Origin of the sequence: Streptomyces sp. NPDC088157 (assembly GCF_044741545.1) — a bacterium.
Classification (GTDB): domain Bacteria; phylum Actinomycetota; class Actinomycetes; order Streptomycetales; family Streptomycetaceae; genus Streptomyces.
The window spans coordinates 1,077,600-1,099,645 of the sequence record NZ_JBIUSU010000001.1 but is presented as its reverse complement, the minus strand read 5'-3'; the positions used below and the strand labels follow the sequence as shown (position 1 = coordinate 1,099,645).

18 protein-coding genes are annotated in these 22,046 nt (G+C 70.5%); 7 read left to right on the top strand and 11 right to left on the bottom strand.

Annotation, left to right across the window (positions count from 1 at the left end):
* Positions 1-73: 73 nt before the first annotated feature.
* The 5 genes from ACIPFH_RS04665 to ACIPFH_RS04645 all read right to left on the bottom strand — a co-directional run bounded on the left by ACIPFH_RS04665 (position 74) and on the right by ACIPFH_RS04645 (position 6,932).
* Entirely contained in the window at positions 74-1,450 is a 1,377-nt protein-coding gene (locus tag ACIPFH_RS04665) for an alpha-amylase family protein (RefSeq protein ID WP_401823030.1), read from the bottom strand.
* A 144-nt stretch (positions 1,451-1,594) separates the two neighbouring features.
* Positions 1,595-3,334, bottom strand: coding sequence for a glycoside hydrolase family 13 protein (locus ACIPFH_RS04660; protein ID WP_401823029.1), 1,740 nt, complete (start codon positions 3,332-3,334; stop codon positions 1,595-1,597).
* Between the two features lie 275 nt (positions 3,335-3,609).
* Positions 3,610-4,518 (bottom strand): sugar ABC transporter permease, encoded by a 909-nt coding sequence (locus ACIPFH_RS04655; RefSeq protein ID WP_401823026.1) that lies wholly within the window; start codon positions 4,516-4,518, stop codon positions 3,610-3,612.
* A gap of 13 nt (positions 4,519-4,531) precedes the next feature.
* Positions 4,532-5,536, bottom strand: coding sequence for a carbohydrate ABC transporter permease (locus ACIPFH_RS04650; protein WP_401823023.1), 1,005 nt, complete (start codon positions 5,534-5,536; stop codon positions 4,532-4,534).
* Positions 5,537-5,657: 121 nt separating this feature from the next.
* The gene (locus ACIPFH_RS04645) at positions 5,658-6,932 is read right to left on the bottom strand and encodes an extracellular solute-binding protein (protein ID WP_401823020.1); all 1,275 of its coding nucleotides are present in this window, start codon (positions 6,930-6,932) and stop codon (positions 5,658-5,660) included.
* Between the two features lie 398 nt (positions 6,933-7,330).
* Between ACIPFH_RS04645 and ACIPFH_RS04640 the strand changes: the two genes are divergently transcribed.
* Both ACIPFH_RS04640 and ACIPFH_RS04635 read left to right on the top strand, forming a co-directional pair.
* On the top strand, positions 7,331-8,365 hold the full coding sequence (locus ACIPFH_RS04640) for a LacI family DNA-binding transcriptional regulator (RefSeq protein WP_356256247.1): 1,035 nt from the start codon (positions 7,331-7,333) through the stop codon (positions 8,363-8,365).
* A 130-nt stretch (positions 8,366-8,495) separates the two neighbouring features.
* Positions 8,496-9,395 carry a phosphatase PAP2 family protein gene (locus tag ACIPFH_RS04635; RefSeq protein WP_401823019.1) on the top strand — a complete coding sequence of 300 codons (900 nt, stop codon included), beginning with the start codon at positions 8,496-8,498 and terminating at the stop codon, positions 9,393-9,395.
* Positions 9,396-9,561: 166 nt separating this feature from the next.
* On the opposite strand, the gene ACIPFH_RS04630 is transcribed toward ACIPFH_RS04635, so the two are convergent.
* A complete protein-coding gene (locus ACIPFH_RS04630; RefSeq protein WP_401823017.1) occupies positions 9,562-10,461 on the bottom strand; it encodes a LysR family transcriptional regulator in 900 nt (299 codons plus the stop codon).
* Between the two features lie 72 nt (positions 10,462-10,533).
* Between ACIPFH_RS04630 and ACIPFH_RS04625 the strand changes: the two genes are divergently transcribed.
* On the top strand, positions 10,534-11,460 hold the full coding sequence (locus ACIPFH_RS04625) for a DMT family transporter (RefSeq protein ID WP_401823016.1): 927 nt from the start codon (positions 10,534-10,536) through the stop codon (positions 11,458-11,460).
* A 360-nt stretch (positions 11,461-11,820) separates the two neighbouring features.
* On the opposite strand, the gene ACIPFH_RS04620 is transcribed toward ACIPFH_RS04625, so the two are convergent.
* The gene (locus tag ACIPFH_RS04620) at positions 11,821-14,817 is read right to left on the bottom strand and encodes a bifunctional [glutamine synthetase] adenylyltransferase/[glutamine synthetase]-adenylyl-L-tyrosine phosphorylase (protein WP_401823013.1); all 2,997 of its coding nucleotides are present in this window, start codon (positions 14,815-14,817) and stop codon (positions 11,821-11,823) included.
* A gap of 171 nt (positions 14,818-14,988) precedes the next feature.
* Between ACIPFH_RS04620 and ACIPFH_RS04615 the strand changes: the two genes are divergently transcribed.
* The gene (locus tag ACIPFH_RS04615; protein WP_356256262.1) at positions 14,989-15,423 is read left to right on the top strand and encodes a VOC family protein; all 435 of its coding nucleotides are present in this window, start codon (positions 14,989-14,991) and stop codon (positions 15,421-15,423) included.
* Positions 15,424-15,527: 104 nt separating this feature from the next.
* Here ACIPFH_RS04615 and ACIPFH_RS04610 read toward each other — a convergent pair whose 3' ends face one another.
* The gene (locus tag ACIPFH_RS04610; protein WP_314224050.1) at positions 15,528-16,889 is read right to left on the bottom strand and encodes a glutamine synthetase family protein; all 1,362 of its coding nucleotides are present in this window, start codon (positions 16,887-16,889) and stop codon (positions 15,528-15,530) included.
* Between the two features lie 332 nt (positions 16,890-17,221).
* Between ACIPFH_RS04610 and ACIPFH_RS04605 the strand changes: the two genes are divergently transcribed.
* A complete protein-coding gene (locus tag ACIPFH_RS04605) occupies positions 17,222-18,451 on the top strand; it encodes a globin domain-containing protein (protein WP_401823010.1) in 1,230 nt (409 codons plus the stop codon).
* Positions 18,452-18,598: 147 nt separating this feature from the next.
* On the opposite strand, the gene ACIPFH_RS04600 is transcribed toward ACIPFH_RS04605, so the two are convergent.
* The 3 genes from ACIPFH_RS04600 to ACIPFH_RS04590 all read right to left on the bottom strand — a co-directional run bounded on the left by ACIPFH_RS04600 (position 18,599) and on the right by ACIPFH_RS04590 (position 20,374).
* Positions 18,599-19,231, bottom strand: a complete 633-nt coding sequence (locus ACIPFH_RS04600; RefSeq protein WP_401823008.1) for a DUF4157 domain-containing protein — start codon at positions 19,229-19,231, stop codon at positions 18,599-18,601.
* A gap of 245 nt (positions 19,232-19,476) precedes the next feature.
* The gene (locus tag ACIPFH_RS04595) at positions 19,477-19,743 is read right to left on the bottom strand and encodes a DUF6959 family protein (protein ID WP_401823007.1); all 267 of its coding nucleotides are present in this window, start codon (positions 19,741-19,743) and stop codon (positions 19,477-19,479) included.
* A gap of 163 nt (positions 19,744-19,906) precedes the next feature.
* The gene (locus ACIPFH_RS04590; protein WP_401823006.1) at positions 19,907-20,374 is read right to left on the bottom strand and encodes an RrF2 family transcriptional regulator; all 468 of its coding nucleotides are present in this window, start codon (positions 20,372-20,374) and stop codon (positions 19,907-19,909) included.
* Between the two features lie 246 nt (positions 20,375-20,620).
* On the opposite strand from ACIPFH_RS04590, the gene ACIPFH_RS04585 reads away from it, so the two are divergent.
* Positions 20,621-21,289: a DUF3105 domain-containing protein gene (locus tag ACIPFH_RS04585; RefSeq protein WP_356260229.1), complete on the top strand. Its 669-nt coding sequence runs from the start codon at positions 20,621-20,623 to the stop codon at positions 21,287-21,289.
* Positions 21,290-21,300: 11 nt separating this feature from the next.
* Entirely contained in the window at positions 21,301-21,900 is a 600-nt protein-coding gene (locus ACIPFH_RS04580; protein WP_401823003.1) for a DUF305 domain-containing protein, read from the top strand.
* Positions 21,901-22,046 lie beyond the last annotated feature (146 nt).

Genomic DNA, 22,046 nt, shown 5'->3' with positions numbered 1-22,046 from the left:
GCCGATGCAAGCTTTACAGCAAGGGTCGTGAAAGAATGAGAAAGAACTTTCACGACCCTTGCCACCGACCGGCTCAGCAGCTGGACTTGCCCACGTAGATCGCGAAGGCCGTGTTGGCCCCCAGCGTCGCCGTGAACTGTCCCGAGGAGTTCACCGTGACGGTCGTGTTGTTCTGCACGTTGCAGTAGGCGCCCGCGGCCAACCCGGTCTGGAAGGTCCGGCTCAGGGAGCCGCTCTCGTGGTTGATGGCCACGTATCCCTTCGCGCCGCGCCCGAAGGCGATCGCGTCACCGCCGTTGTCCCACCAGTTGCCGACCGACTCGCCCCGCGTGGCGTTGCGGAAGGCGACCATGCGCATGATCTCCGGCCAGGCGTGCTGGCACTTCCAGCCGTTCTGCCAGCAGGCGCCCACCGCACCGCCGTCGGGCGGCCCGGCGTCCGCGTCCGACCACTCGTAACCGGAGTCGACGTCCGGAGCGCCGTACGGGTACGCGAGCATGAAGACGTTGGCGAGCGTGTAGTTCGCGCCGTCCTTGTAGGTGAGGGTGGATCCGTTGCGCTCGGTGTCGTGGTTGTCGACGAAGACGCCCGCGACCGAGCTGCTCAGGTATCCCCAGCCCTCGCCGTAGTTCTTCAGGTAGGCGAGGTTCTCGTTGTTGAAGACCCGCTTGAGGTCGTAGGCGTAACGGAACTCCTGGACATCCCCGTTGCCGGTGTACTCGGTCGGCTGGACGGCCTCTCCGCTGCCGTAGATGACCTCCTGCTTCCAGTACACGCCCGGGTTCGTCAGCCGTGACTTGATGTTGGCCAGGTCGGCGGTGTCGATGTGCTTGGCCGCGTCGATGCGGAAGCCGTCGACTCCGAGGGTGAGCAGGTCGTTCAGGTACCCGGCGACGGTCTTGCGGACGTACTCCTCGCCGGTGTCCAGGTCCGCGAGGCCCACGAGCTCGCAGTGCTGCACGTTCCAGCGGTCGCCGTAGTTGGTGATCTGCGAGGTGCAGTCGTCGAAGTCGTAGGAGGAGTACAGGCCCGGGTAGTTGTACTTCGTGTACGACGATCCGCCGGTGCCGGTGCCGCTGCCGGCGGACATGTGGTTGACGACGCTGTCCACGACGACCTTCACGCCCGCCGCGTGGCAGGTGTTCACCATGTCCCGGAAGGCCGTGCGGTCGCCCAGGCGGCCCGCGATCTTGTAGCTCACCGGCTGGTACGACGTCCACCACTGCGAGCCCTGTATGTGCTCGGCGGGCGGGGAGACCTGCACGTAGCCGTAGCCGGCGGGGCCGAGGGCGTTGGTGCACTCCCTGGCGACCGAGGCGAAGTTCCACTCGAAGAGGACGGCGGTGACGTCCTTGGTGCCGGGCGGGGTGGCGGACGCGGCGGTGGGGGCCATGACGGCGGCCGCGGCGGCCAGGGCGAGGGCGCCCGAAAGCGGTCTGCTGCTTGCCATGTGGGGATGTCCTTCTCCGTTGAAGGCGCTTGCTGAAATATTTCAGCAATCTTGCGGTGACGGAGATGTTAAAGGCCCGCTGCCTGAAAAGGCAGCGGGCCGTGTGAAGTTGATGCAAGAACTTCCAGACTCCCCGGGAGGCCGTCAGGCCGTCGTGAACCAGGCCGTGGTGTCCGCCGGCAGCTTCGTCTCGCCGCCGTCCGTCTCGCTCACCTCACCGCTCGCGAGCAGCACCCGCCCGTAAGCGGGGGTCGTCACCGACTCCCCCGTCGTGTTCGCCACGCACACGAACTCGCCGCGTCGGAAGGCCAGTACGCCGGCCGGGGCCTTCAGCCACTCCACCGAGTCGCCCGCGCCCAGGTCGGGCCGCGAGCGGCGGATGCCGAGGGCCGAGCGGTACAGCTCCAGCGTCGAACCGGCCACCCCTTCCTGGGCCTGCACGCTCAACTCGCCCCAGCCGGACGGCTGGGGCAGCCAGCTGCCGCCGTCGCCGAAGCCGTACGACGAGCCCTCGCGCGTCCACGGGATCGGGACGCGGCAGCCGTCGCGGAAGCCGTCCTGGCCCGCGCCGCGGAAGTAGGCCGGGTCCTGGCGGACCTCGTCCGGCAGGTCGACCACGTCCGGGAGGCCGAGTTCCTCGCCCTGGTAGACGTAGGCCGAGCCGGGGAGCGCCAGCATCAGCAGCGTGGCCGCCCTCGCCCGCCGCAGGCCGACCTCACGATCGCCCGCCGTACGGATCTGGGTGCCGAGGCCGGGCGGGTTGGCGAACCGGGTGGCGTGCCGCGTCACGTCGTGGTTGGACAGCACCCAGGTGGAGGGGGCGCCGACCGGGCGCATCGCCTCCAGGGTGCGGTCGACGACCTCACGCAGCTGTTCCGCGTCCCACTCGGTGGCCAGGTACTGGAAGTTGAAGGCCTGGTGGAGTTCGTCGGGGCGTACGTAGTTCGCGGTGCGCTCGACGGTCGGGGTCCAGGCCTCGGCGACGAAGATCCGCTCACCCGTCTCCCTCCCCCGCCCTTCCGACGAAGGCCCTTCGGGCCCCTTCCTCCCCGAGTACTCGTCGAGGATCAGCCGCCACTGGCGGTAGATCTCGTGGACGCCGTCCTGGTCGAAGAACGGCATGACATCGTTGCCCAGCAGCTTGAGTTGGTCGTGCGCGCCGAGGTCCGGCAGACCCGCCGCCTTGACCAGACCGTGGGCCACGTCGATGCGGAAGCCGTCGACGCCCATGTCCAGCCAGAAGCGCAGGACGGAACGGAACTCGTCGCCCACCGCCGGGTGTTCCCAGTTGAAGTCGGGCTGCTCGGGCGCGAAGAGGTGGAGGTACCACTCGCCGGGGGTGCCGTCCGGCTCCGTGACCCGCGTCCAGGCCGGGCCGCCGAAGATGGACTCCCAGTCGTTGGGCGGGAGTTCGCCGCCGGCACCCTTGCCGGACCGGAAGTGGTAGCGGTCCCGCAGGGCCGAGCCGGGGCCTTCCCGCAACGCCCGCTTGAACCACTCGTGCTGGTCGGAGGAGTGGTTCGGGACCAGGTCGACGATGATCCTCAGGCCCAGTTCACCCGCGTCCCGGATGAGCGCGTCGGCGTCCAGGAGGTTGCCGAACATGGGGTCGACCGCGCGGTAGTCGGCGACGTCGTAACCGGCGTCGGCCTGCGGGGAGGCGTAGAAGGGGCTGAGCCACACGGCGTCCACGCCGAGGTCGCGCAGATACGGGAGGCGGGAGCGTACGCCTTCCAGGTCGCCCATGCCGTCGCCGTTGCTGTCGGCGAAACTGCGCGGGTACACCTGGTAGATCACCGCGTCCCGCCACCAGTCACGGCGCTTGGCGACGATGGCGACAGCCGAGGTGGGGGTGGGGGCCGGGGCTGCGGGCTGCTGGCTCATGGCGTCCTTGGGGCGATGGGGGTCCCCCCGCTCGAGCGCGTTCGAGAGCGGGGGAGGGGCTGTTGCATGGAGAGTTGGGGCTCGGCTTCGCAGTCGAGGGCGAGTGGTCTCGAGACGGGTGGATGAGGCGGGTGGATGAGGCGGGTGGATGAGGCGGGTGGATGAGGCGGCCGCGGTGCCGGCGGGGTCTGGTGGTCCCCCCCGGCCGGAGGCTGGGGGAGGACACCGCGGCCGCCACCCGCGCGTCTTTCGGCGCGCGGGAGTCTCGTAGGGGCTCAGCCCTTGGTGCCGCCCGCGGTGAGGCCGGTCACCAGGTTCTTCTGCACGAGATAGAAGAACACGGCGGCGGGTATCGCGATCAGCACCGCCGTGGCGGCCATCAGGTTGCGCTGGGCGTCGTGCTCGCTGACGAAGGACTGAAGGCCCACGGCAAGGGTGTACTTGTCGTCGCTGAGCATGAACGTCGACGCGAAGGCGACCTCGCTGAAGGCGGTCAGGAAGTTGTAGAAGGCGGCCACCGCGAGACCGGGCTTGGCGAGCGGCAGGATCAGCCGGAAGAAGGTGCCGAACGGGGTGAGCCCGTCCACGCGTCCCGCCTCGTCGATCTCGAAGGGGATGGTGTCGAAGTACCCCTTGAGCAGCCAGGCGCTGTACGGGATGACCGTCGTGCAGTAGACGAGGATCAGGCCGAGGTAGTTGTCGATGAGCTGGAGGTCCGAGAGGATCTGGTACATCGGCACCATCAGCACCGCGACCGGGAACATCTGGGTGACCAGCAGCACCCACATGAACTTCTTGTAGCCGGGGAAGCGCATGCGGGAGACGGCGTAGCCGGTGGTGGCGGCGATGAGCACGCCGATCGCCGTGGTGCCCAGCGTGACGATGAGCGAGCTCTTCAGCCAGTCGAAGAACTGGGTGTGCTGGAGGACGAACGTGTAGTTGTCGAACGTCATCTTGTCCCAGATGCCGCCCGGGTGCAGATAGTCGTCCGTGTCCGGGCCGAGGGACAGATAGACCAGCCACGCGATCGGGAAGAGCGCGATGACGCTCGCGACGATCAGGACGCCGTGGGAGACGAGGGAGCCGGCGAGGCCGTTCTCGCCGCGGCGGCGGACCCGGCGGGGGGTCTTCGCGGGGTGCTGCTCGCTCACGCGGGCGGAGGTCTCGGCTGTGGTGCTACTCATGGGAACTCCTGCCTCAGATCGCGAGCTGCTGCTCGTTGCGGTTCAGCCAGCGGCGGTAGAACGAGGTGAAGACGATCAGGATGGCCAGCAGCAGGATGCCGTAGGCGGCGGACTGGGCGAAGTCACGCGGCTGCTGTCCGAAGCCGAGGTAGTACGCCCAGGTGACGAGGATCTGCGCGTCGGGTGCGGTGTTGCCGAACAGCAGGAAGATCACGGCGAACTGGTTGAAGGTCCAGATGATGCCCAGCAGGACGACGGTGGAGCTGACGGACCGCAGCCCCGGCAGGGTGACGAAGCGGAAACGCTGCCAGGCGCTCGCGCCGTCCATCTCGGCGGCCTCGTAGAGGGAGGCGTCGATGGCCTGGAGGCCACCGAGCAGCGAGATCATCATGAACGGCACACCGCACCAGGTGTTGACCATGATCGCGGCGAACCGCTGCCAGAAGGTGTCCTCGAGCCACAGCGGCGAGGGCAGGTGCAGGAAGTCCAGCGCCGAGTTGATGACGCCGCCGTCGGCGAGCATGAACCGCCAGCCGAAGACGGTGACGAAGGTGGGCACCGCCCACGGCAGCACCAGGATCAACCGGTACAGGGTCCGCCCGCGCAGCTTCTGGTTGAGGAGCAGGGCGAGGCCGAGTCCGATGCCGTAGTGCAGGGCGACACAGGTCGCCGTCCACACGATCGTCCAGATGAAGTGCGACCAGAAGCGGTCGTAGGCCGTCGGGCCCCACAGGATGTCGGCGTAGTTGTCGAGGCCGATGAACTTGTAGGTGGCGTCGATGTGGTTGACGCCGATCGTGCGGGCCGTGTTCAGGCTGTTGGCGTCGGTCAGCGTCAGGTACAGGCCGTACACCAGGGGATACAGCACGAGCACGCCGAGGACGACCGCCACCGGGGCGATCATCACGTACGCGTACCAGTGCTTCTGGTAGCCGCGCCTCAGGCGCCCTGCCGGCCCTGGCCTCGGCTCACGGTCACCGCGGCGCTTGCCGGTCGCGCGGTCGATGGCGACTGTCATGGTTCGACACCTTCTGGATCTTCACGCTGGATCGTCGACGGGGGGTACTGCTCACGGCTCACAGGCCGGTGGCCGCCGGATCTCTCCCCCCATGTGTGGAAGATCCGACGGCCACTCGGGCTCACTTGCTGAAGTCCGGCACCAGCTTGGCGATGGCGAGTTCAGCGTTGCTCAGGCCCTTGTCGAGGGTTTCCTTGCCGCCCGCGATCTTGGGCAGTTCGGTGTCGAGCGGACCCCAGAGCGAGCTGTACTCCGGCAGCGCCGGGCGCGGCTGGGCGGCGGACAGGACCGTCTGGTAGCCGGCGATGCCCGGGTCGGCCTTGACCGCGGCGGTGTAGGCGTCGTCACGCGTCGGAAGCGTGGAGTTCTTCTGGGCCACCGTGGCCTGGGAGGTCGCGGAGGTCATGAAGTTGACGAACTTCAGCGCGGCGGCCTGGTGGGCCTTGTCCGAGCCGGCGTAGACCGAGAGGTTGTGGCCGCCGGTCGGGGCGCCCGCCTTGCCGGTGGAACCGGCCGGGACGGTGGCGATGCCGAGGTTGGCCTTGTCCGTGAAGGCGCTGCCCTTGTAGAAGTTCGTGATCTCCCACGGCCCCTGGACGATCGCGGCGACCTTGCCGTTGACGAACGCGTCCTGGATGTGGGCGTAGGCGTCGGCGGTGGTGTCGGCCTTGTGCAGGCCCTTGCCGTCGAAGAGGCCCAGCCAGGTGCCGTACGCCTTCTTCGCGGCCGCCGAGTCGACCGTGATCTTCTTGGCGTCCGCGTCGACGGTGTCGGTGCCCTCGCCGTAGAGGAAGGACTGGGCGTAGTAGGCCTGGGTGGAGCCCCAGTAGCCGTCGACGCCGGTCTTGGCCTTGACGGTGGCGGCGGCGGTCTTCAGGTCGTCCCAGGTCTTGGGGGCCTCGGTGATGCCGGCCTTCGCGAAGAGCTGCTTGTTGTAGACCAGCGCGAGGGTGTCGGTGACGATCGGCACGCCGTACGTCTTGCCCTCGTACTTGGCCTGCTCGATCAGGTTCGACTTGAACTTGGCCTGGTCCTTGAGGGCCTCGGTGCCGTCCAGCGGCAGGAAGAAGCCCTTCTTGGCGAATGCCGGGGTCCAGCCGACCTCGGAGCGCAGCACGTCCGGGGCACCGGAGGCGCCGGCGGCCGTGTCGAACTTGTTCTGCGCCTGGTCGAAGGGCACGTTGACGTACTTGACCTTGACGTCCTTGTTGGCGGCCTCGAACTGCTTGACCAGGGCCTGGTACGTCGGCGCCTCATTGGTGGCGTTGGAGGTGTCCCACCAGGTGATGGTGACCGGCCCGGACGAGTTGTCGCTGCCGCTGTCGTCTCCGCCGCAGGCCGTCGCCGCGAGGGCGAAGGACGCCACCAGCGCGGTGGCCGCTATGCCACGCCGCATGAGTTTCTCCTTGAGGGTGAGAGCCCGTTTAGCTACAGGAAGCGGTCCCGTCCGCTGTCCTGCCGACTCCGACCGCGCCGTTGCTGCCGTCGGGCGACGTGAACGTAACAGCGTTGTAAGCGGCACGAAAGACCTTGCAGCAAAAAAGTGCAAGACATCTCCGAAGTTATTCGCACGTGACCCCTGCGTGATCTCCGCTCGACCGACGGGAGACCGTAGTTGTCGCGGTTGAGAGCCCTCATAGCGGGACACGGGGCCGCTGTGCAAGACTCTGCAAGCTCTTGCCATCACTTTCACGAGGGAGCGCGATGACGCAGCAGCCCGCGGGCCGTTCAACAGGTCGCCCACGGCGTTCGGTCGGTGTGCAAGTCAGCACTCGACCGGTACAGTCCACCCCTGTGACCACACGGCTTGCCGACATCGCTGCGCAGGCGGGGGTGAGCGAAGCGACCGTCAGCCGCGTTCTCAACGGCAAGCCCGGTGTCGCCGCCACCACCCGTCAGTCCGTGCTCGCCGCTCTGGACGTCCTGGGCTACGAGCGCCCGGTCCGGTTGCGCCAGCGCAGCGCGGGTCTGGTCGGCCTCATCACACCGGAGCTGGAGAACCCGATATTCCCGGCCCTGGCCCAGGTCATCGGTCAGGCGCTGACCCGCCAGGGCTACACCCCGGTCCTCGCCACCCAGACCCCGGGCGGCTCCACGGAGGACGAACTCACCGAGATGCTGGTCGACCGCGGCGTCGCCGGCATCATCTACGTCTCGGGGCTGCACGCGGACACCACGGCCGACATGCAGCGCTACGAGCAGCTGCGCGCGCAGGGCGTCCCCTTCGTACTGGTGGACGGGTTCTCGCCGAAGGTGCAGGCGCCGTTCATCTCCCCCGACGACCGGGCGGCCATGACCCTGGCGGTCACCCATCTCGTCTCGCTCGGCCACACCCGGGTGGGCCTGGCCCTGGGTCCCAAGCGCTTCGTGCCGGTCCAGCGCAAGATCGAGGGCTTCGTCCGGGCGGTCCAGGAACAACTGCGTCTCAGCCCCGAGACGATCGAGACCGACCTGGTCCAGCACTCCCTCTACACCCTGGAGGGCGGCCAGGCGGCGACCAACGCCCTGATCGACCGTGGCTGCACGGCGATCGTCTGCGCCAGCGACATGATGGCGCTGGGCGCGATACGGGCGGCCCGGCAGCGCGGTCTGGCGGTTCCCCAGGACGTCTCGGTGGTCGGCTTCGACGACTCCCCCCTGATCGCCTTCACGGACCCGCCGCTCACGACCGTCCGCAAGCCGGTCCCCGCGATGGGCCAGGCCGCCGTCCGCACGCTCCTGGAGGAGATCGGCGGGACTCCGGCACCGCACAGCGAGTTCGTGTTCATGCCGGAGCTGGTGGTGCGCGGTTCGACCGCTTCGGCACCCGGGGACCGGAATCGTCCGTAAGGCGGAGACGTCCGGGTTCTTCCGGTGCGCCGGCCGTAGACGAAGGGGTCCTCCCGCCGTAGAAAGTGCGGGCCGAACCCGACCGGGGGATGATCGGGCCAAGAGGTCTTTTCTGGCAGACTTTATGTCCATGGGTGAATCGACTGTGACGCCACTGGAAGGCCGTGACCAGGCTCTTCCGAACCCCGTCACGGCCGCACCCCGACAGCGCCGCCTCGACCGGCTGCGCACCCCCCGTCACCCCCGCTTCTGGTTCGAGATCCTCCTCATCGCGGTGAGTTACTGGACCTACTCCCTGGTGCGCAACGCGGTCCCGGAACAGCGGGCCGAGGCACTGCGCAACACGGACTGGATCTGGCGCGCGGAGCACGGTCTCGGCATCGCCGTGGAGGAGTCGGTCAACCACGCGATCAACTCGGTGACCTGGCTCATCGTGGGCATGAACTACTACTACGCGACCCTGCACTTCGTCATCACGCTGGCCGTCCTGGTCTGGCTCTACCGCAGCCACCCGGGCCGGTACGCGGCGACGCGTCTGGTGCTCTTCGCCACCACGGCCGTGGCCCTGGTCGGCTACTACCTGTATCCCCTCGCGCCCCCGCGGCTCGTGCCGGGCGGCGATTTCGTCGACACGGTGATGGTCCACCAGACCTGGGGCTCGATGGCGTCCGGCGACCTCAAACACATGTCGAACCAGTACGCGGCGATGCCGTCCATGCACATCGGCTGGTCCCTGTGGTGCGGCCTGACGATCTTCGCGCTGGCCAGGCTGCCCTGGGTCCGCATCCTGGGCCTGCTCTACCCGGTGGCGACCCTGGTGGTCATCGTCGCGACGGCCAACCACTTCTGGCTGGACGCCGTGGGCGGCATGCTCTGCCTGGCCTTCGGCTTCACCGTGGCCCGCGTCTGGTACGGGACCCTGCCGTACACCCTGCCGAGACGGGTGCCGGCGAAGGGACAGGGCGGCCCCCCTGCTGCCCACCCGGGCATGACGCTCCCCGCCAGGGCATGGCGCGCCCGATCGAGGTAGGGCGCCGCCCGTCAAGGCATGACGTGCCCGGTCAAGGCGTGACCTTCCCGATCGAGGAGGAACGCGACGGCGCGTAGGTGGGGCGCGCGGAACCGTCCGCCCGTCCGGCCACGGAGGCCCGTTCGGCCCGGCGGGTTCGGACCGGCCGGAGCGGCGGCGCAGCCGCTTACCCCGCTCCCGCGGCGGCCCCCTTCAGCGCGTCGATGAACGCGTCCAGCGCGGGCTGCGCCGGCGCCGTCTCCCGGACCACCGCCTGAATGGCGCGCACCGGCACCGGATCGCGTACCTCCCGTACGACGACGCCCGGATGCCGGCTGCCGAGCCCCAGCCGGGGCACCAGACTCACGCCCAGCCCGGCGGCCACGAACCCCTGGGCGGTCACGTAGTCCTCGCTCTGCACCGCGAACCGGGGCCGGAACCCGACCGCCGCACACGCGTCGAGCTGGGCGTCGAGACAGGGGCCCGGCCACTCGCTCCCGACGAACGCCTCGTCCGTCAGCTCCTCCAGCCGCACACTCCGCCGCCCGGCCAGCCGGTGCCCGCGCGGCAGGACGACGAGGTAGGGATCGTCGAGCAGGTGCATCAGCCGTACGCCACCGCTCTGCCGCCCCTCGCTCCACACCAGCAACGCCAGATCGGCCCGTCCCTCCCGTACCTCAGCCACCGGGTCCACGGGATCGACCGTCAGCTTCAGATCGATCCGGACGCCGGGATGCGCCGCACGCAACCGCGCCACGGCCGGCGCCACCAGCCCGGCCCCCGCGGTGGCGAAGTACCGCACCGCCAGCTGCCCCGTCCGTCCGGCGAGCAGGTCGGCGAGTGCCGTCTCGGCCTCGGCGACCTGCCGTCCGATGGCATCCGCGTACTCGGTGAGCAGCAGGCCGGCAGCCGTGGGCCGCACGCCCCGCCCGACCCGCTCCAGCAGGGCGGCCCCCGCCTCCTTCTCCAGCGCGGCGATCTGCTGACTGATGGCGGACGGCGTGTACCCCAGCACGGCCGCGGCACCGGTCACCGACCCGCTCCCCACGACCGCCCGCAACACCTGCATCCGCCGCACATCAATCATGCAGCCCACCTTAACGAACCATCCAGAACATTTCACTTGTCCTCACAGGTCGGGCGGACGACCGTAGGGAGCATGCCCCTCGCCTCCACTCTCCGCATGGCCGCGCTCGCCCTCTTCTGGGGCTCCGGCTTCCTCTGGATCAAACTGGCCCTGACCCACGGCCTGACCCCCGCGCAGATCACCATCGCCCGGTGCGCCCTCGGCACGGCCGTCCTGCTGCTCCTGGCCCGCCGGGCGGGCCAGCGCCTCCCCCGGTCCCGGACCACCTGGCGTCACCTCGCCGTGGCCGCACTGTTCTGCAACGCGCTGCCCTTCGCCCTCTTCGCCCTGGGCGAGCAGCACGTCGACTCCGGTATAGCGGGCGTCCTCAACGCCACGACCCCGCTCTGGTCCCTCCTCATCGGCATCGGCCTGGGTACGGACCGGACCCTGCGCCCGGTGCGCCTGAGCGGCCTCGTCCTGGGCTTCGCCGGCACCGTCCTGATCTTCGCCCCCTGGCACCAGGAGGGTCTCCTCAGCCGGCCCGCCCTGTACCTCCTGGGCGCGGCGGCGAGCTACGCGGTGGCCTTCGCCTACATGGCCCGGCATCTGACGGCCTCGGACACCCCCATGGCGATGTCGGCGGCCCAGCTCCTCACCGCCACGGCCTGGAGCACCCTCGCCCTCCCCGCGGCCGGCCCCCTCCACCCGGACGTCACCGCGCTGCTCGCCGTCACCGCGCTGGGCGTCCTCGGCACGGGTGTGACGTTCTACCTCAACTACCGGCTGATAGCGGACGAGGGCCCCACCACAGCGGCGACGGTCGGCTATCTGCTCCCGGTCGTGTCGGTCGCGCTGGGCGCGGTGATCCTGGACGAGCACATCGGCGCACGCGTGCTCGCCGGCATGGCGGTGGTACTGCTGGGCGTGGGGCTGACCCGGAGGAAGACGGCGGAACGCGGCCTCGGGTCGGCGGGTACGCGGGGCGACGTCAAGGATGCGACGCAACGCGTCGCCTAGCTCCTTCACACACCCCACAGCGCTCACGGCCCCCACAGCACCACGGCCCCGCAGCCTCACAACCTCGCGGGCTCACAGTCCGGCGGCCCTCGCGGCCCCACGGCCTCACGGCCCGGGCCCCGCAGCCTCACAACCTCGCGGGCTCACAGTCCCGCAGCCCTCGCGGCCCCACGGCCTCGCGGCCTCGCGACCCCACAACCTCGCGACCGCACAGCCCCACAGCCCCGCAGCCCCACGGCCTCACAGCCCCGCGGCCCCGCGGCCCCGCGGCCCGAAGCTCTCACAGCCCTCGGCGCCGAACCGGCGCCATGGCCGGACGGCCCACCCGCCTCCCGTCCGACCGTTCACCCGTCTACCCGTCTACCCGCCGTAGAACAGCTCGTCCACCACGCCCCGAGCGCGGCGTGCGGTGCGCCGGTAGTCGTCGAGCATGTCGCCCACCCGGCCGGGGCCGTACCCCAAGTACCGCCCCACCGCGACCAGTTCGCGCGCGTCGGAGGGGAAGGTGTCCCCGGCGCGCCCGCGCACCAGCATCACCGCGTTGCGTACACGAGTCGCCAGCACCCACGCCTCGTCCAGCGTCGCCGTGTCCTCGCCCGGGAGGAGCCCGGCGTCGCGCGCTGCGGCGAGAGCCTCACGGGTGCGCGTGGTCCGCAGCCCCGGATGCGTCGAACCATGGCGCATCTGGATCAGCTGCACGGTCCACTCGACGTCCGACAGCCCTCCCGGCCCGAGCTTGGTGTGCAGCTTCGGATCGGCGCCCCGGGGCAACCGCTCCGACTCCATACGGGCCTTGAGCCGCCGGATCTCCCGTACGGCCTCCTCGCCGAGCCCGTCCGCCGGATAGCGCAGCGGGTTGATCAGCTCGATGAACCGCTGCCCCAATTCCTCGTCTCCGGCGACGACTTCGGCCCGCAGCAGTGCCTGCGACTCCCAACCCAGCGACCAGCGCCGGTAGTAGGCCTCGTACGACTTCAACGTGCGTACCAGAGGACCGGACTTGCCCTCCGGACGCAGGTCGGCGTCGATGAGCAGCGGCGGATCCGCGCTGGGGATCTGGAGCAGTCGGCGCATCTCGGAGACGATCTTGTTCGCGGCCTCCGCGGCCTCGCGCTCGTCGACGCCGTCCCGGGGTTCGTGCACGAACAGGACGTCGGCGTCGGATCCGTAGCCCAGTTCATGACCTCCGAAGCGGCCCATGCCGATGACGGCGAAACGGGTGGGAAGCGAGTCGCCCCAGCCGTCCCGCACGACCGCGCACAACGTGCCGGCCAGCGTGGCGGCCGTGAGGTCGGACACCGCCCCGCCCACCAGGTCCACGAGGGCGCCCCGATCGGCCTCGACCGGCTGCGCCTCGGTCCCGTAGGAGGCGACGATGTCCGCGGCGGACGTACGGAACAGCTCACGCCGACGGACCCCGCGAGCCGCGGTGACGGCCTGCACCACCCCGTCGGCCCGGCGCACCGCGGCGAGTATCTCCTGCTCCAACTGCGCCCGCCCGCGCGGCTCGAGACCCCCGCCGTCCCCGTCGCCGAGCAACGCCACCGCCTCCGGCGCCCGCAGCAGCAGGTCAGGGGCGAGCCGCCCGGCGGACAGCACACGGGCGAGGTTCTCCGCCGCGGCGCCCTCGTCCCGCAGCAGCCGCAGGTACCAGGGCGTCTTGCCGAGCGCGTCCGACACCTTGCGGAAGTTGAGCAGGCCCGCGTCCGGGTCGGCGGAGTCCGCGAACCAGCCCAACAGCACGGGCAGCAGGGTGCGTTGGATGGCAGCCTTGCGCGAGACACCGGAGGCCAGCGCCTCCAGGTGACGCAACGCGGACGCGGGGTCGGCGTAGCCCAGCGCGACCAGCCGCTCCCGGGCCGCCTTCGGACTCAACCGGGTCTCCCCGGGCGCGAGTTGGGCGACGGCGTCGAGCAGCGGGCGGTAGAACAGCTTCTCGTGCAGCCGTCGCACCACGGCGGCGTGCCGCTTCCACTCCTGGCTCAGCCCGACGACCGGGTCGGTCCGCAGTCCCAGTGAGCGGCCCAGCCGGCGAAGGTCTTCCTCGGCCTCGGGCACGAGATGGGTCCGCCGCAGCCGGTAGAGCTGGATCCGGTGTTCCATGGACCGCAGGAACCGGTACGCGAGGTCCAGCTGCTCGGCGTCGGCGCGCCCGACGTAGCCCCCCGCGGCGAGGGCCTGGAGGGCGTCGAGCGTGGTGCCGCTGCGCAAGGACGCGTCGGCCCGCCCGTGCACCAGCTGCAACAGCTGTACGGCGAACTCGACGTCCCGCAACCCCCCGGGCCCGAGCTTCAGTTCACGCTCCACCTCGGCGACCGGGATGTTCTCGACGACCCGTCGCCGCATCCTCTGCACGTCGACGACGAAGTTCTCCCGCTCGGCGGCCTGCCACACCATGGGCTCGACGGCGGCGACGTACTCGGCCCCGAGCGCGAGATCGCCGGCCACCGGCCTCGCCTTCAACAGGGCCTGGAACTCCCAGGTCTTGGCCCACCGCTGGTAGTAGGCGAGATGACTGGACAGCGTCCGCACCAGCGGCCCGTTGCGCCCCTCGGGCCGCAGGTTGGCGTCGACGGGCCAGATGGACCCCTCCACGGTGGTCTCGGAACAGATCCGCATCAGGTGCGAGGCCAGCTTGGTGGCGGCCCGCAGCGCCTTGCCCTCGTCGGCCCCGTCGGCGGCCTCCCCCACGAAGATCACGTCGACGTCGGAGACGTAGTTCAGCTCGTGTCCGCCGCACTTGCCCATCGCGATGACGGCGAGCCGGCACAACGCGGCGTCGTCGGGCGCGGCGGCCCGGGCGAGGCCCAGGGCGGCCCGCAGCGTGGCGGTGGCGAGATCGGCGAGCTCGGCGGCGGTCTCGGCGACATCGGTCGTCCCGCACACATCCCGTGCCGCGATGGACAGCAGGCACCGCCGGTAGGCGACGCGCAGCGACACGGGATCCGTGGCCCCGGCCAGTCCCCGCTCGAACTCCTCCACCCCGGGATGCAGGTCCCGCGGCTCGTAGGTGACCAGCGCCTCCCAGTCCCGCGGATGCCGGGCGAGGTGGTCGGCGAGGGCGGCGGACGCCCCCAGCACCCCCAGCAGCCGGTCGCGCAGCGGCTTGGCCGCTATCAGCGTGTCGAGCAGCTCCCGACGGGCGGTGTGCCCGGGCTGCGCCTCCAGCAGCCGGACGAGACCGTGCAGGGCGAGATCGGGATCGGCGGTGCCGCCGAGGGCCTCGAGCAGGAAGGGGTCGTTGCGCACCGGGGACAGCTCGGGCCCGTCCAGCAGCCGTTCGGCGGCGGAGGGGTCGGTGAAGCCGTGCCGCAACAGCCGTGTGAAGGTGCTGCTCCTGCGCCCCGGCACCATCATCCCTGGCCCTCCCTCGGATCAAGGTCGTACGCCCCTGAGCGTAACCCGCACCTCACGGTGGCGCCCCGGACCGGTTTCCGGTTCTGTGGAACTTCGACCGCTGTGGGACCGGGGGCTCTGTGAGACTTCGGGTTCTGTGCACAGCGACGGCCGCGACGAGGGAGTCAAGCCATGGACATGACCCTAGAAGTGATCCTGTTGCCGGTGTCCGACGTGGACCGGGCCAAGGAGTTCTACCGCGACAAGGTCGGCTTCCACGTCGACCTCGACGGCGAGGTCATGGAGGGCGTGCGCATCGTCCAGCTCACCCCACCCGGCTCGGGCTGCTCGATCGCCCTGGTGGACGGCCTCCAGGTACCCACGGGGACCCCGCAGCCGGGCACGTACCACGGTATGCAGCTCTGTGTGACGGACGCGAAGGCCGCGTACGAGGAACTGACCGCCCGCGGCCTGGACGTCACCGAACCCCAGCAGTTCGCACCGCAGGACGGAGCGACGTTCATGTACTTCAAGGACCCGGACGGCAACGGCTGGGCGATCCAGGAGTACCGCCGCCGGGAGACGGAGCCCCTCCACCAGGTACTGGCGAAACTGTCTGCCCAGTAGGGCGCCGGCACGGCCGCGGGGCGGGATCGGGAACGCGAGGGGCCGACGGTCCACGACCGTCGGCCCCTCGTGTCGTCGTAGCGGGAAACCCGCCCCGACCTGCCCTACAGCACCGGCAGGTTCTTCCGCAGCTCGAAGGCCGTGACCTCGGAGCGGTACTCCTCCCACTCCTGGCGCTTGTTGCGCAGGAAGAAGTCGAAGACGTGCTCGCCGAGGGTTTCGGCGACGAGGTCGCTGCGCTCCATCAGGCTCAGCGCCTCGCCGAGGTTCTGCGGGAGCGGCTCGATGCCCATGGCCCGGCGCTCGGCGTCGGACAGCGCCCAGACGTCGTCCTCGGCGCCCGGCGGGAGCTCGTAGCCCTCCTCGACGCCCTTGAGGCCGGCGGCGAGCAGCATGGCGTACGCCAGGTACGGGTTGGTGCCGGAGTCGAGGGAGCGGACCTCGATGCGCGCGGAGCCCGTCTTGCCGGGCTTGTACATCGGCACGCGGACCAGCGCGGAGCGGTTGTTGTGGCCCCAGCAGATGTACGACGGCGCCTCGCCGCCCGCACCGGCCGTGCGCTCGGAGCCGCCCCAGATGCGCTTGTAGGAGTTCACCCACTGGTTGGTGACGGCGGCGATCTCGGCGGCGTGCTTCAGCAGGCCGGCGATGAAGGACCGGCCGACCTTGGAGAGCTGGTACTCCGCGCCCGACTCGTAGAACGCGTTGCGGTCGCCCTCGAAGAGGGAGAGGTGCGTGTGCATGCCGCTGCCGGGGTGCTCGGAGAACGGCTTCGGCATGAAGGTCGCCTGGACCCCCTGCTCCAGGGCGACCTGCTTCATGACCAGGCGGAACGTCATGATGTTGTCGGCCGTGGAGAGGGCGTCGGCGTAGCGCAGGTCGATCTCCTGCTGGCCGGGGGCGCCCTCGTGGTGGGAGAACTCGACCGAGATGCCCATCGACTCGAGCATGGTGATCGCCTGGCGGCGGAAGTCCATGCCCACGTTCTGCGGGGTGTGGTCGAAGTAGCCGGAGTTGTCGGCCGGGGTCGGACGGGAGCCGTCGGTCGGCTTGTTCTTCAGCAGGAAGAACTCGATCTCGGGGTGGGTGTAGAAGGTGAAGCCCAGGTCGGAGGCGCGGGCCAGGGCGCGCTTCAGCACGTACCTCGGGTCGGCGAAGGACGGGGAGCCGTCCGGCATGAGGATGTCGCAGAACATGCGGGCGGTACCGGGGGCCTCCGCCCGCCAGGGCAGAACCTGGAAGGTGGACGGATCCGGCTTGGCGATCATGTCGGACTCGTAGACCCGGGCGAAGCCCTCGATCGCGGAGCCGTCGAAGCCGATGCCCTCGTCGAATGCCTGTTCGAGCTCGGCCGGGGCCACGGCGACGGACTTGAGGAAGCCCAGCACGTCCGTGAACCACAGCCGTACGAACCGGATGTCGCGCTCCTCCAACGTCCGGAGCACGAACTCCTGCTGCTTGTCCATCTTGCGCTTCCCCATCCTTGCTGGTCAGGCCGCCTGTTTCCCGTCCCACTGAGAGGCGGTCGGGCACCCGAGCATCACACCACAACACCATTTCATGCGCGTTGCCGACCATGATCGCCTGAGCGACCCGGGCCTGAACGCCTTCCGTCCGGCAGATGTATTACCTCACGTCCGGCAGGTGTACTGCTCTGCCGCCCATCTTGCCTGCTCGGACCGACATCCGTAATGCCCGACCTCCTCCATCTCCCCTCCCCCGCTTAATTTGCATCTCAGATGCAAGTTTAACTAGCGTGCCGGACAGCAGATCGCCGAGTGATCCTTGAGGAGCCCCGATGCTGTCCGAACAGTCCGCAGCCACCGTCCGCGCCACCCTCCCCGCCGTGGGCGCGGCCATCGGCGAGATCACCGAGCGCTTCTACGCCGGCCTCTTCGCGGCGCATCCGGCCCTCCTCCGGGACCTGTTCAACCGCGGCAACCAGGCGGCGGGCACCCAGCGCCAGGCTCTGGCCGGATCCATAGCCGCCTTCGCCACGCGCCTCGTCGCGCACACGCCGGAGCACCCGGGGAACGGCCTTCAGGACCGTCCCCAGGACCGCCCCGACGCGATGCTCACCCGCATCGCCCACAAACACGCCTCACTCGGCATCGCGCCCGAGCAGTACGAAGTCGTCCACGAGCACCTGTTCGCCGCCATCGCCGACGTTCTGGGCGAGGCGGTCACGCCCGAGGTCGCCGCGGCCTGGGACGAGGTCTACTGGCTGATGGCGAACGCGCTGATCGCGATCGAGCGCCGCCTGTACGAGGAGAGCGGGAGGGCTCCCGGCTCCTGGCGGGAGTGGGAGGTCGTGGAACGCGTCCCGGAGACCGCGGACGTCGTCACCTTCTCGCTGCGTCCGCGCGACGGCGCCCAGGTACGGGACTTCCGCGCGGGCCAGTACGTGTCCGTCCGCACGCGACTGCCCGACGGCGCCCGCCAGATACGGCAGTACAGCCTCTCCGGCGCACCCGGGTCGGACGTACGCCGGATCAGCGTCAAGCGCGTGACGGGCGACGCGGTGACACCGGAGGGCGAGGTCTCCAACCACCTCCACGCGCGCGTGGAGGAGGGCGCCGTGCTGGAGCTCTCCGAGCCGTACGGCGACCTGGTCCTCGACGGCGCCGGGGGCGCCCCTCTGCTCCTCGCCTCGGCCGGCATCGGCGTCACCCCGATCGTCGCGATGCTGGCCCACCTCGCGGCCGCCGGCCACGGCACGCCGGTGACGGTCGTCCACGCCGACCGCTCCCCCGCCGACCACGCCCTGCGCGCGGACCACGAGGCGTACGCGGCGAAGCTGCCGGACGCGTCCGTTCACCTCTGGTACGAGCGGGAGGCCCCGGCGCACGCCCGGACGGGCCTGGCCGACCTCACGGACGTACCCGTCGCGCCCGGCACGCGCGCGTACCTGTGCGGTCCGCTGCCGTTCATGCGGGCGGTCCGGGCGCAGCTGATCGAGAAGGGGGTCGCTCCGGCGGACGTGCACTACGAGGTGTTCGGCCCGGACCTGTGGCTGGCGCGGGCCTGAGCCGGCCGACCGACCGGCCGTCCCGGCAGCGGCCTCGACGGTCCTCTCGACGTTCCTGATGCCGCGCCCGCGCCCCGAAGCGCCGGCCCGGCAGCGGCCTCACCGGTCCTGCTCCCGCGCGCCGGTGCCGCGGACCCGTGAGCGGCCTCACCGGTCCTGCTCCCGCGCCCCGGTGTCCGGTGCCGGGCCGGCGAGCACCCGGTGGGCGTTCTCCTCCGCGGCCCGCTCGAAGCGGTCGGAGGGGTCACTGACGCTCAGCCCGTCCGCGGTGGCGGTGCCCGCGACCGGCCCCTGCCGCTGCTGGATGACGTGCGTCAGCTCATGGGCGAGCGTGTGCCTGTCGCCGCCGTCGGGACCGATCACGACGTGGCTGCCGGAGGTGTAGGCACGGGCCCCGATGCCGACGGCGGAGGCACGGGCGGCCGCGTCGTCGTGGATCCGGACGTCGGAGAAGTCCGCGCCCAGACGCGCCTCCATCTCCGTCCGGACCGGCTCCGCGAGCGGCCGTCCGGCTCCGCCCAGGACACCGTGCACGGCCGAGCGCTGGACGGCCGCCACCTCGTCGGCGCAGCTACCGCCCGCCGTATCGTGCCGGTGCCCGGTGTGGTCGGCCTCGCGGAGCAGCTGCACCACCGCGGAGTTGCCGGCCAGGCGCTGCAGCGCGAGCAGCGCGCCCGGGCCGGCGGTCGCGGCGGAGGCCCGCCGCGCGGGGAGGACCGCCGGCGGCCGACGGGCCCCGGTGTGCTCGGACTGTGCACCGACGGTGTCTCGGGCGTGCATACGGGAGCTCCCAGGGCGACGGCGGTCTCGACACTCCCTGCATACGCGTCCGTCCTCGCCCCCGCCAGGTACGCACGGGCAGAACCCCGGTGCACGAAGCGGTGCCCGAAGGCGCACGTACGCCATCCGCCGCGCCCGCGCCGTGCCGACCGCGCGTCCAGGACGCGTCGAGCGGAAAAGGGCCGGGGCAGGGCCGGGGCCACGTGCGGGAGCGCCATGCGGGGGCGCGGCACGGGCGGCCGCGCTCAGTACGGCCGCGGGATCTCGTGCTCGTCCAGCGCGGTCGTGTAGCGCTCCAGCAGGGTGTCGAGGCCGGACAGGAGGAGCCCGGCGGCGTCGCGGGCGTCGCTCAGGTCACCGCGCTCGCAGGCCTCCATCAGCTCGGCCACGTCGGTGCGGAGGATGTGCAGGGAGTCGCCCTGAACCAGGACCCCGGGGAACCGTCGGCCGGGCAGGCGGACTACGGCGTTGTTGCCGCCGGCGGTGAACAGCTCTGCTTCGATGCGTTCCATCGGGCCATCCAATCCGGCCCGGCGACGCGCCTTCAACCGCATGGGGAGGGGGGAATCGTGAAATCGGCTCTCCCTGCCCCGCCACCGGCCCGTTCCGCGTCGGCGGTCCGCATCACGTGGGTGGTCCGCATCACGTGGGCGATCCGCAGTCCGTTGCACGTCTTCATTCGGTCGGGCGTCGGCCGGGCCGGGCGGAACTCGAGATCCCCAGCAGCAGCGGCCCCGTCGGTTCCGCCACGATGTCCGCGACCGTGATCGGGTCGAGGGAGGCGAAGAACGCCTCCTGGGCCCGGCGCAGGGCGCCGCGCAGGCGGCAGGCCGACTTCAGCGGGCAGGGAGTGGGGCCCTCGCAGTCGACGACGTCGCCGTCGCCCTCGAAGGCGCGGACGACCGTCCCGACGGACGCCGTGCGGCCCCGGCCGGTGAGGGCCAGGCCGCCGCCCCTGCCTCGACGGGCCTCCAACAGGCCCATGTGCTGGAGCTCGGCCACGACCTTGGCCGCGTGGGTGTAGGGAACCTCCATCGCGGCCGCCACGTCACGGGTCGTGGGGGTGGCCTCGGGGGTGTCGCCCGCCACAGCCAGCCTCATGAGGACGCGCAGTGCCAGGTCGGTGGATCGCAACAGCCGCATGGAAGGAAGCGTAGATAATGCGCATCTCCCGTTCAAATTAACCGGCCCGGCCGCCCGTGCGCCCGGCCGCCCCGCATCCCACCCCCGCCCCCCCCCGACGCCCTCCTTCAGCGCCCTTCGCAGGCCTCCGCCCGCTGTCACCCGCCTCTTGGCTGTGACCTGTCTACGACTTTCCCCCACTGCCCCATTACGATCAGCGGACTCGCACACCCCGTCCCGCCCCTTTTCCCCAGAAGGACAGGCCTCATGGGTTCCGCCGACAAGACCAGCAGTCCGGCGCGCAAGGCGCGTATAGAGGAGATGCGGCGGGCCGATCAGGCTCGTGAGCGCCGCAACCGGGTGCTCGCGATCGGGGGCAGCGTCGTCGCCGTGGTCGCGCTGGTCGCCGGTGGGGTGTTCGTCGTGAAGTCGCAGTCGGGCGACGACAAGGACACTGCCGCCGACGGCAAGGCGGCCTCGGGGCACTTCGTCACCGGTTCGGACGGGGTCAGGACGTGGAAGGGGACGCTCGGGCGCACCCACGTCGCCAAGACCGTGAAGTACCCGACCGAGCCCCCCGTCGGAGGGGACCACAACCAGGTCTGGATGAACTGCAACGGAGACGTCTACACCAAGGCGCTCAACAACATGAACGCCGTGCACTCGCTCGAGCACGGCGCGGTCTGGGTGACGTACAACAGCAAGGCGAGCAAGGCGGACGTCGAGGCGCTCGCCGCCAAGGTCAAGAAGACGCCCTACACGCTCATGAGCCCGGACGACGCCCAGCCCGACCCGATCATGCTCACCGCGTGGGCGAACCAGCGCACGGTGACGAGTGCGAGCGACCCGAACCTGGACAAGTTCTTCGAGAAGTTCGTGCAGGGCGAGCAGACGCCCGAGCCCGGCGCGGCCTGCTCGGGCGGTCTGCCGAAGTGAGGTACGCGGGAGTGGCGGTCGCCGTGGCCGGAGTGCTCGTCGCCGCCGGGGCCATCACCTACTCCGTCGCCGAGGACGGCGGGGCGAAGGGCACAGCGCCCGCCGCGGACTCGGCCGACGCCGGGTTCGCCCGGGACATGGCGGTGCATCACCAGCAGGCCGTCGAGATGTCGTACATCGTGCGGGACCGGACGGCCGACGAGGACGTACGGCGGCTCGCCTACGACATCGCGCAGACGCAGGCCAACCAGCGCGGCATGCTGATCGGCTGGCTGGACCTCTGGGGGCTGCCCAAGGTGTCGTCCGACGCGCCCATGTCGTGGATGGGCATGGGCGGGATGAGCGACGGCGAGGACGGCGCGCTCATGCCGGGCATGGCCACCGACACCGAGCTGAGGAAGCTGGGCACGCTGAACGGCAGACAGGCCGAGGTCCTCTTCCTCCAGCTCATGACGGATCATCACAAGGGCGGCATCCACATGGCCGAGGGGTGTGTCGCCAAGTGCACGGTCGGGGTGGAGAAGCGGCTCGCCCGGGGCATGGTCGAGGCGCAGCGGTCGGAGATCGACCTGATGACGGACATGCTCGAGGCGCGAGGGGCCAAGCCGTGACGGCGGCCTCGAGCGCGGTCCCTGGCGCACCTGTCGGCGCCCCATAGGGTTTTCCCTCGATTTCACGGACGTTTCCGTCAAATCAGCCCAGCAAGCGGTGACTTGGGCGCTTCTTGGTTTTCGCATTCCCCTGGCATGAAGCGTTC

What these genes read in the sequence shown, in the direction of transcription:
- ACIPFH_RS04595 (WP_401823007.1), bottom strand. Translation starts at nt 19,743, where the DNA reads ATGGAACGCATCGAAGCAGAGCTGTTCACCGCCGGCGGCAACAACGCC.
- ACIPFH_RS04650 (WP_401823023.1), bottom strand. Translation starts at nt 5,536, where the DNA reads ATGACAGTCGCCATCGACCGCGCGACCGGCAAGCGCCGCGGTGACCGT.
- ACIPFH_RS04625 (WP_401823016.1), top strand. Translation starts at nt 10,534, where the DNA reads ATGCCCCTCGCCTCCACTCTCCGCATGGCCGCGCTCGCCCTCTTCTGG.
- ACIPFH_RS04610 (WP_314224050.1), bottom strand. Translation starts at nt 16,889, where the DNA reads ATGGACAAGCAGCAGGAGTTCGTGCTCCGGACGTTGGAGGAGCGCGAC.
- ACIPFH_RS04635 (WP_401823019.1), top strand. Translation starts at nt 8,496, where the DNA reads ATGGGTGAATCGACTGTGACGCCACTGGAAGGCCGTGACCAGGCTCTT.
- ACIPFH_RS04660 (WP_401823029.1), bottom strand. Translation starts at nt 3,334, where the DNA reads ATGAGCCAGCAGCCCGCAGCCCCGGCCCCCACCCCCACCTCGGCTGTC.
- ACIPFH_RS04630 (WP_401823017.1), bottom strand. Translation starts at nt 10,461, where the DNA reads ATGATTGATGTGCGGCGGATGCAGGTGTTGCGGGCGGTCGTGGGGAGC.
- ACIPFH_RS04620 (WP_401823013.1), bottom strand. Translation starts at nt 14,817, where the DNA reads ATGATGGTGCCGGGGCGCAGGAGCAGCACCTTCACACGGCTGTTGCGG.
- ACIPFH_RS04615 (WP_356256262.1), top strand. Translation starts at nt 14,989, where the DNA reads ATGGACATGACCCTAGAAGTGATCCTGTTGCCGGTGTCCGACGTGGAC.
- ACIPFH_RS04585 (WP_356260229.1), top strand. Translation starts at nt 20,621, where the DNA reads ATGGGTTCCGCCGACAAGACCAGCAGTCCGGCGCGCAAGGCGCGTATA.
- ACIPFH_RS04665 (WP_401823030.1), bottom strand. Translation starts at nt 1,450, where the DNA reads ATGGCAAGCAGCAGACCGCTTTCGGGCGCCCTCGCCCTGGCCGCCGCG.
- ACIPFH_RS04590 (WP_401823006.1), bottom strand. Translation starts at nt 20,374, where the DNA reads ATGCGGCTGTTGCGATCCACCGACCTGGCACTGCGCGTCCTCATGAGG.
- ACIPFH_RS04645 (WP_401823020.1), bottom strand. Translation starts at nt 6,932, where the DNA reads ATGCGGCGTGGCATAGCGGCCACCGCGCTGGTGGCGTCCTTCGCCCTC.
- ACIPFH_RS04600 (WP_401823008.1), bottom strand. Translation starts at nt 19,231, where the DNA reads ATGCACGCCCGAGACACCGTCGGTGCACAGTCCGAGCACACCGGGGCC.
- ACIPFH_RS04605 (WP_401823010.1), top strand. Translation starts at nt 17,222, where the DNA reads ATGCTGTCCGAACAGTCCGCAGCCACCGTCCGCGCCACCCTCCCCGCC.
- ACIPFH_RS04655 (WP_401823026.1), bottom strand. Translation starts at nt 4,518, where the DNA reads ATGAGTAGCACCACAGCCGAGACCTCCGCCCGCGTGAGCGAGCAGCAC.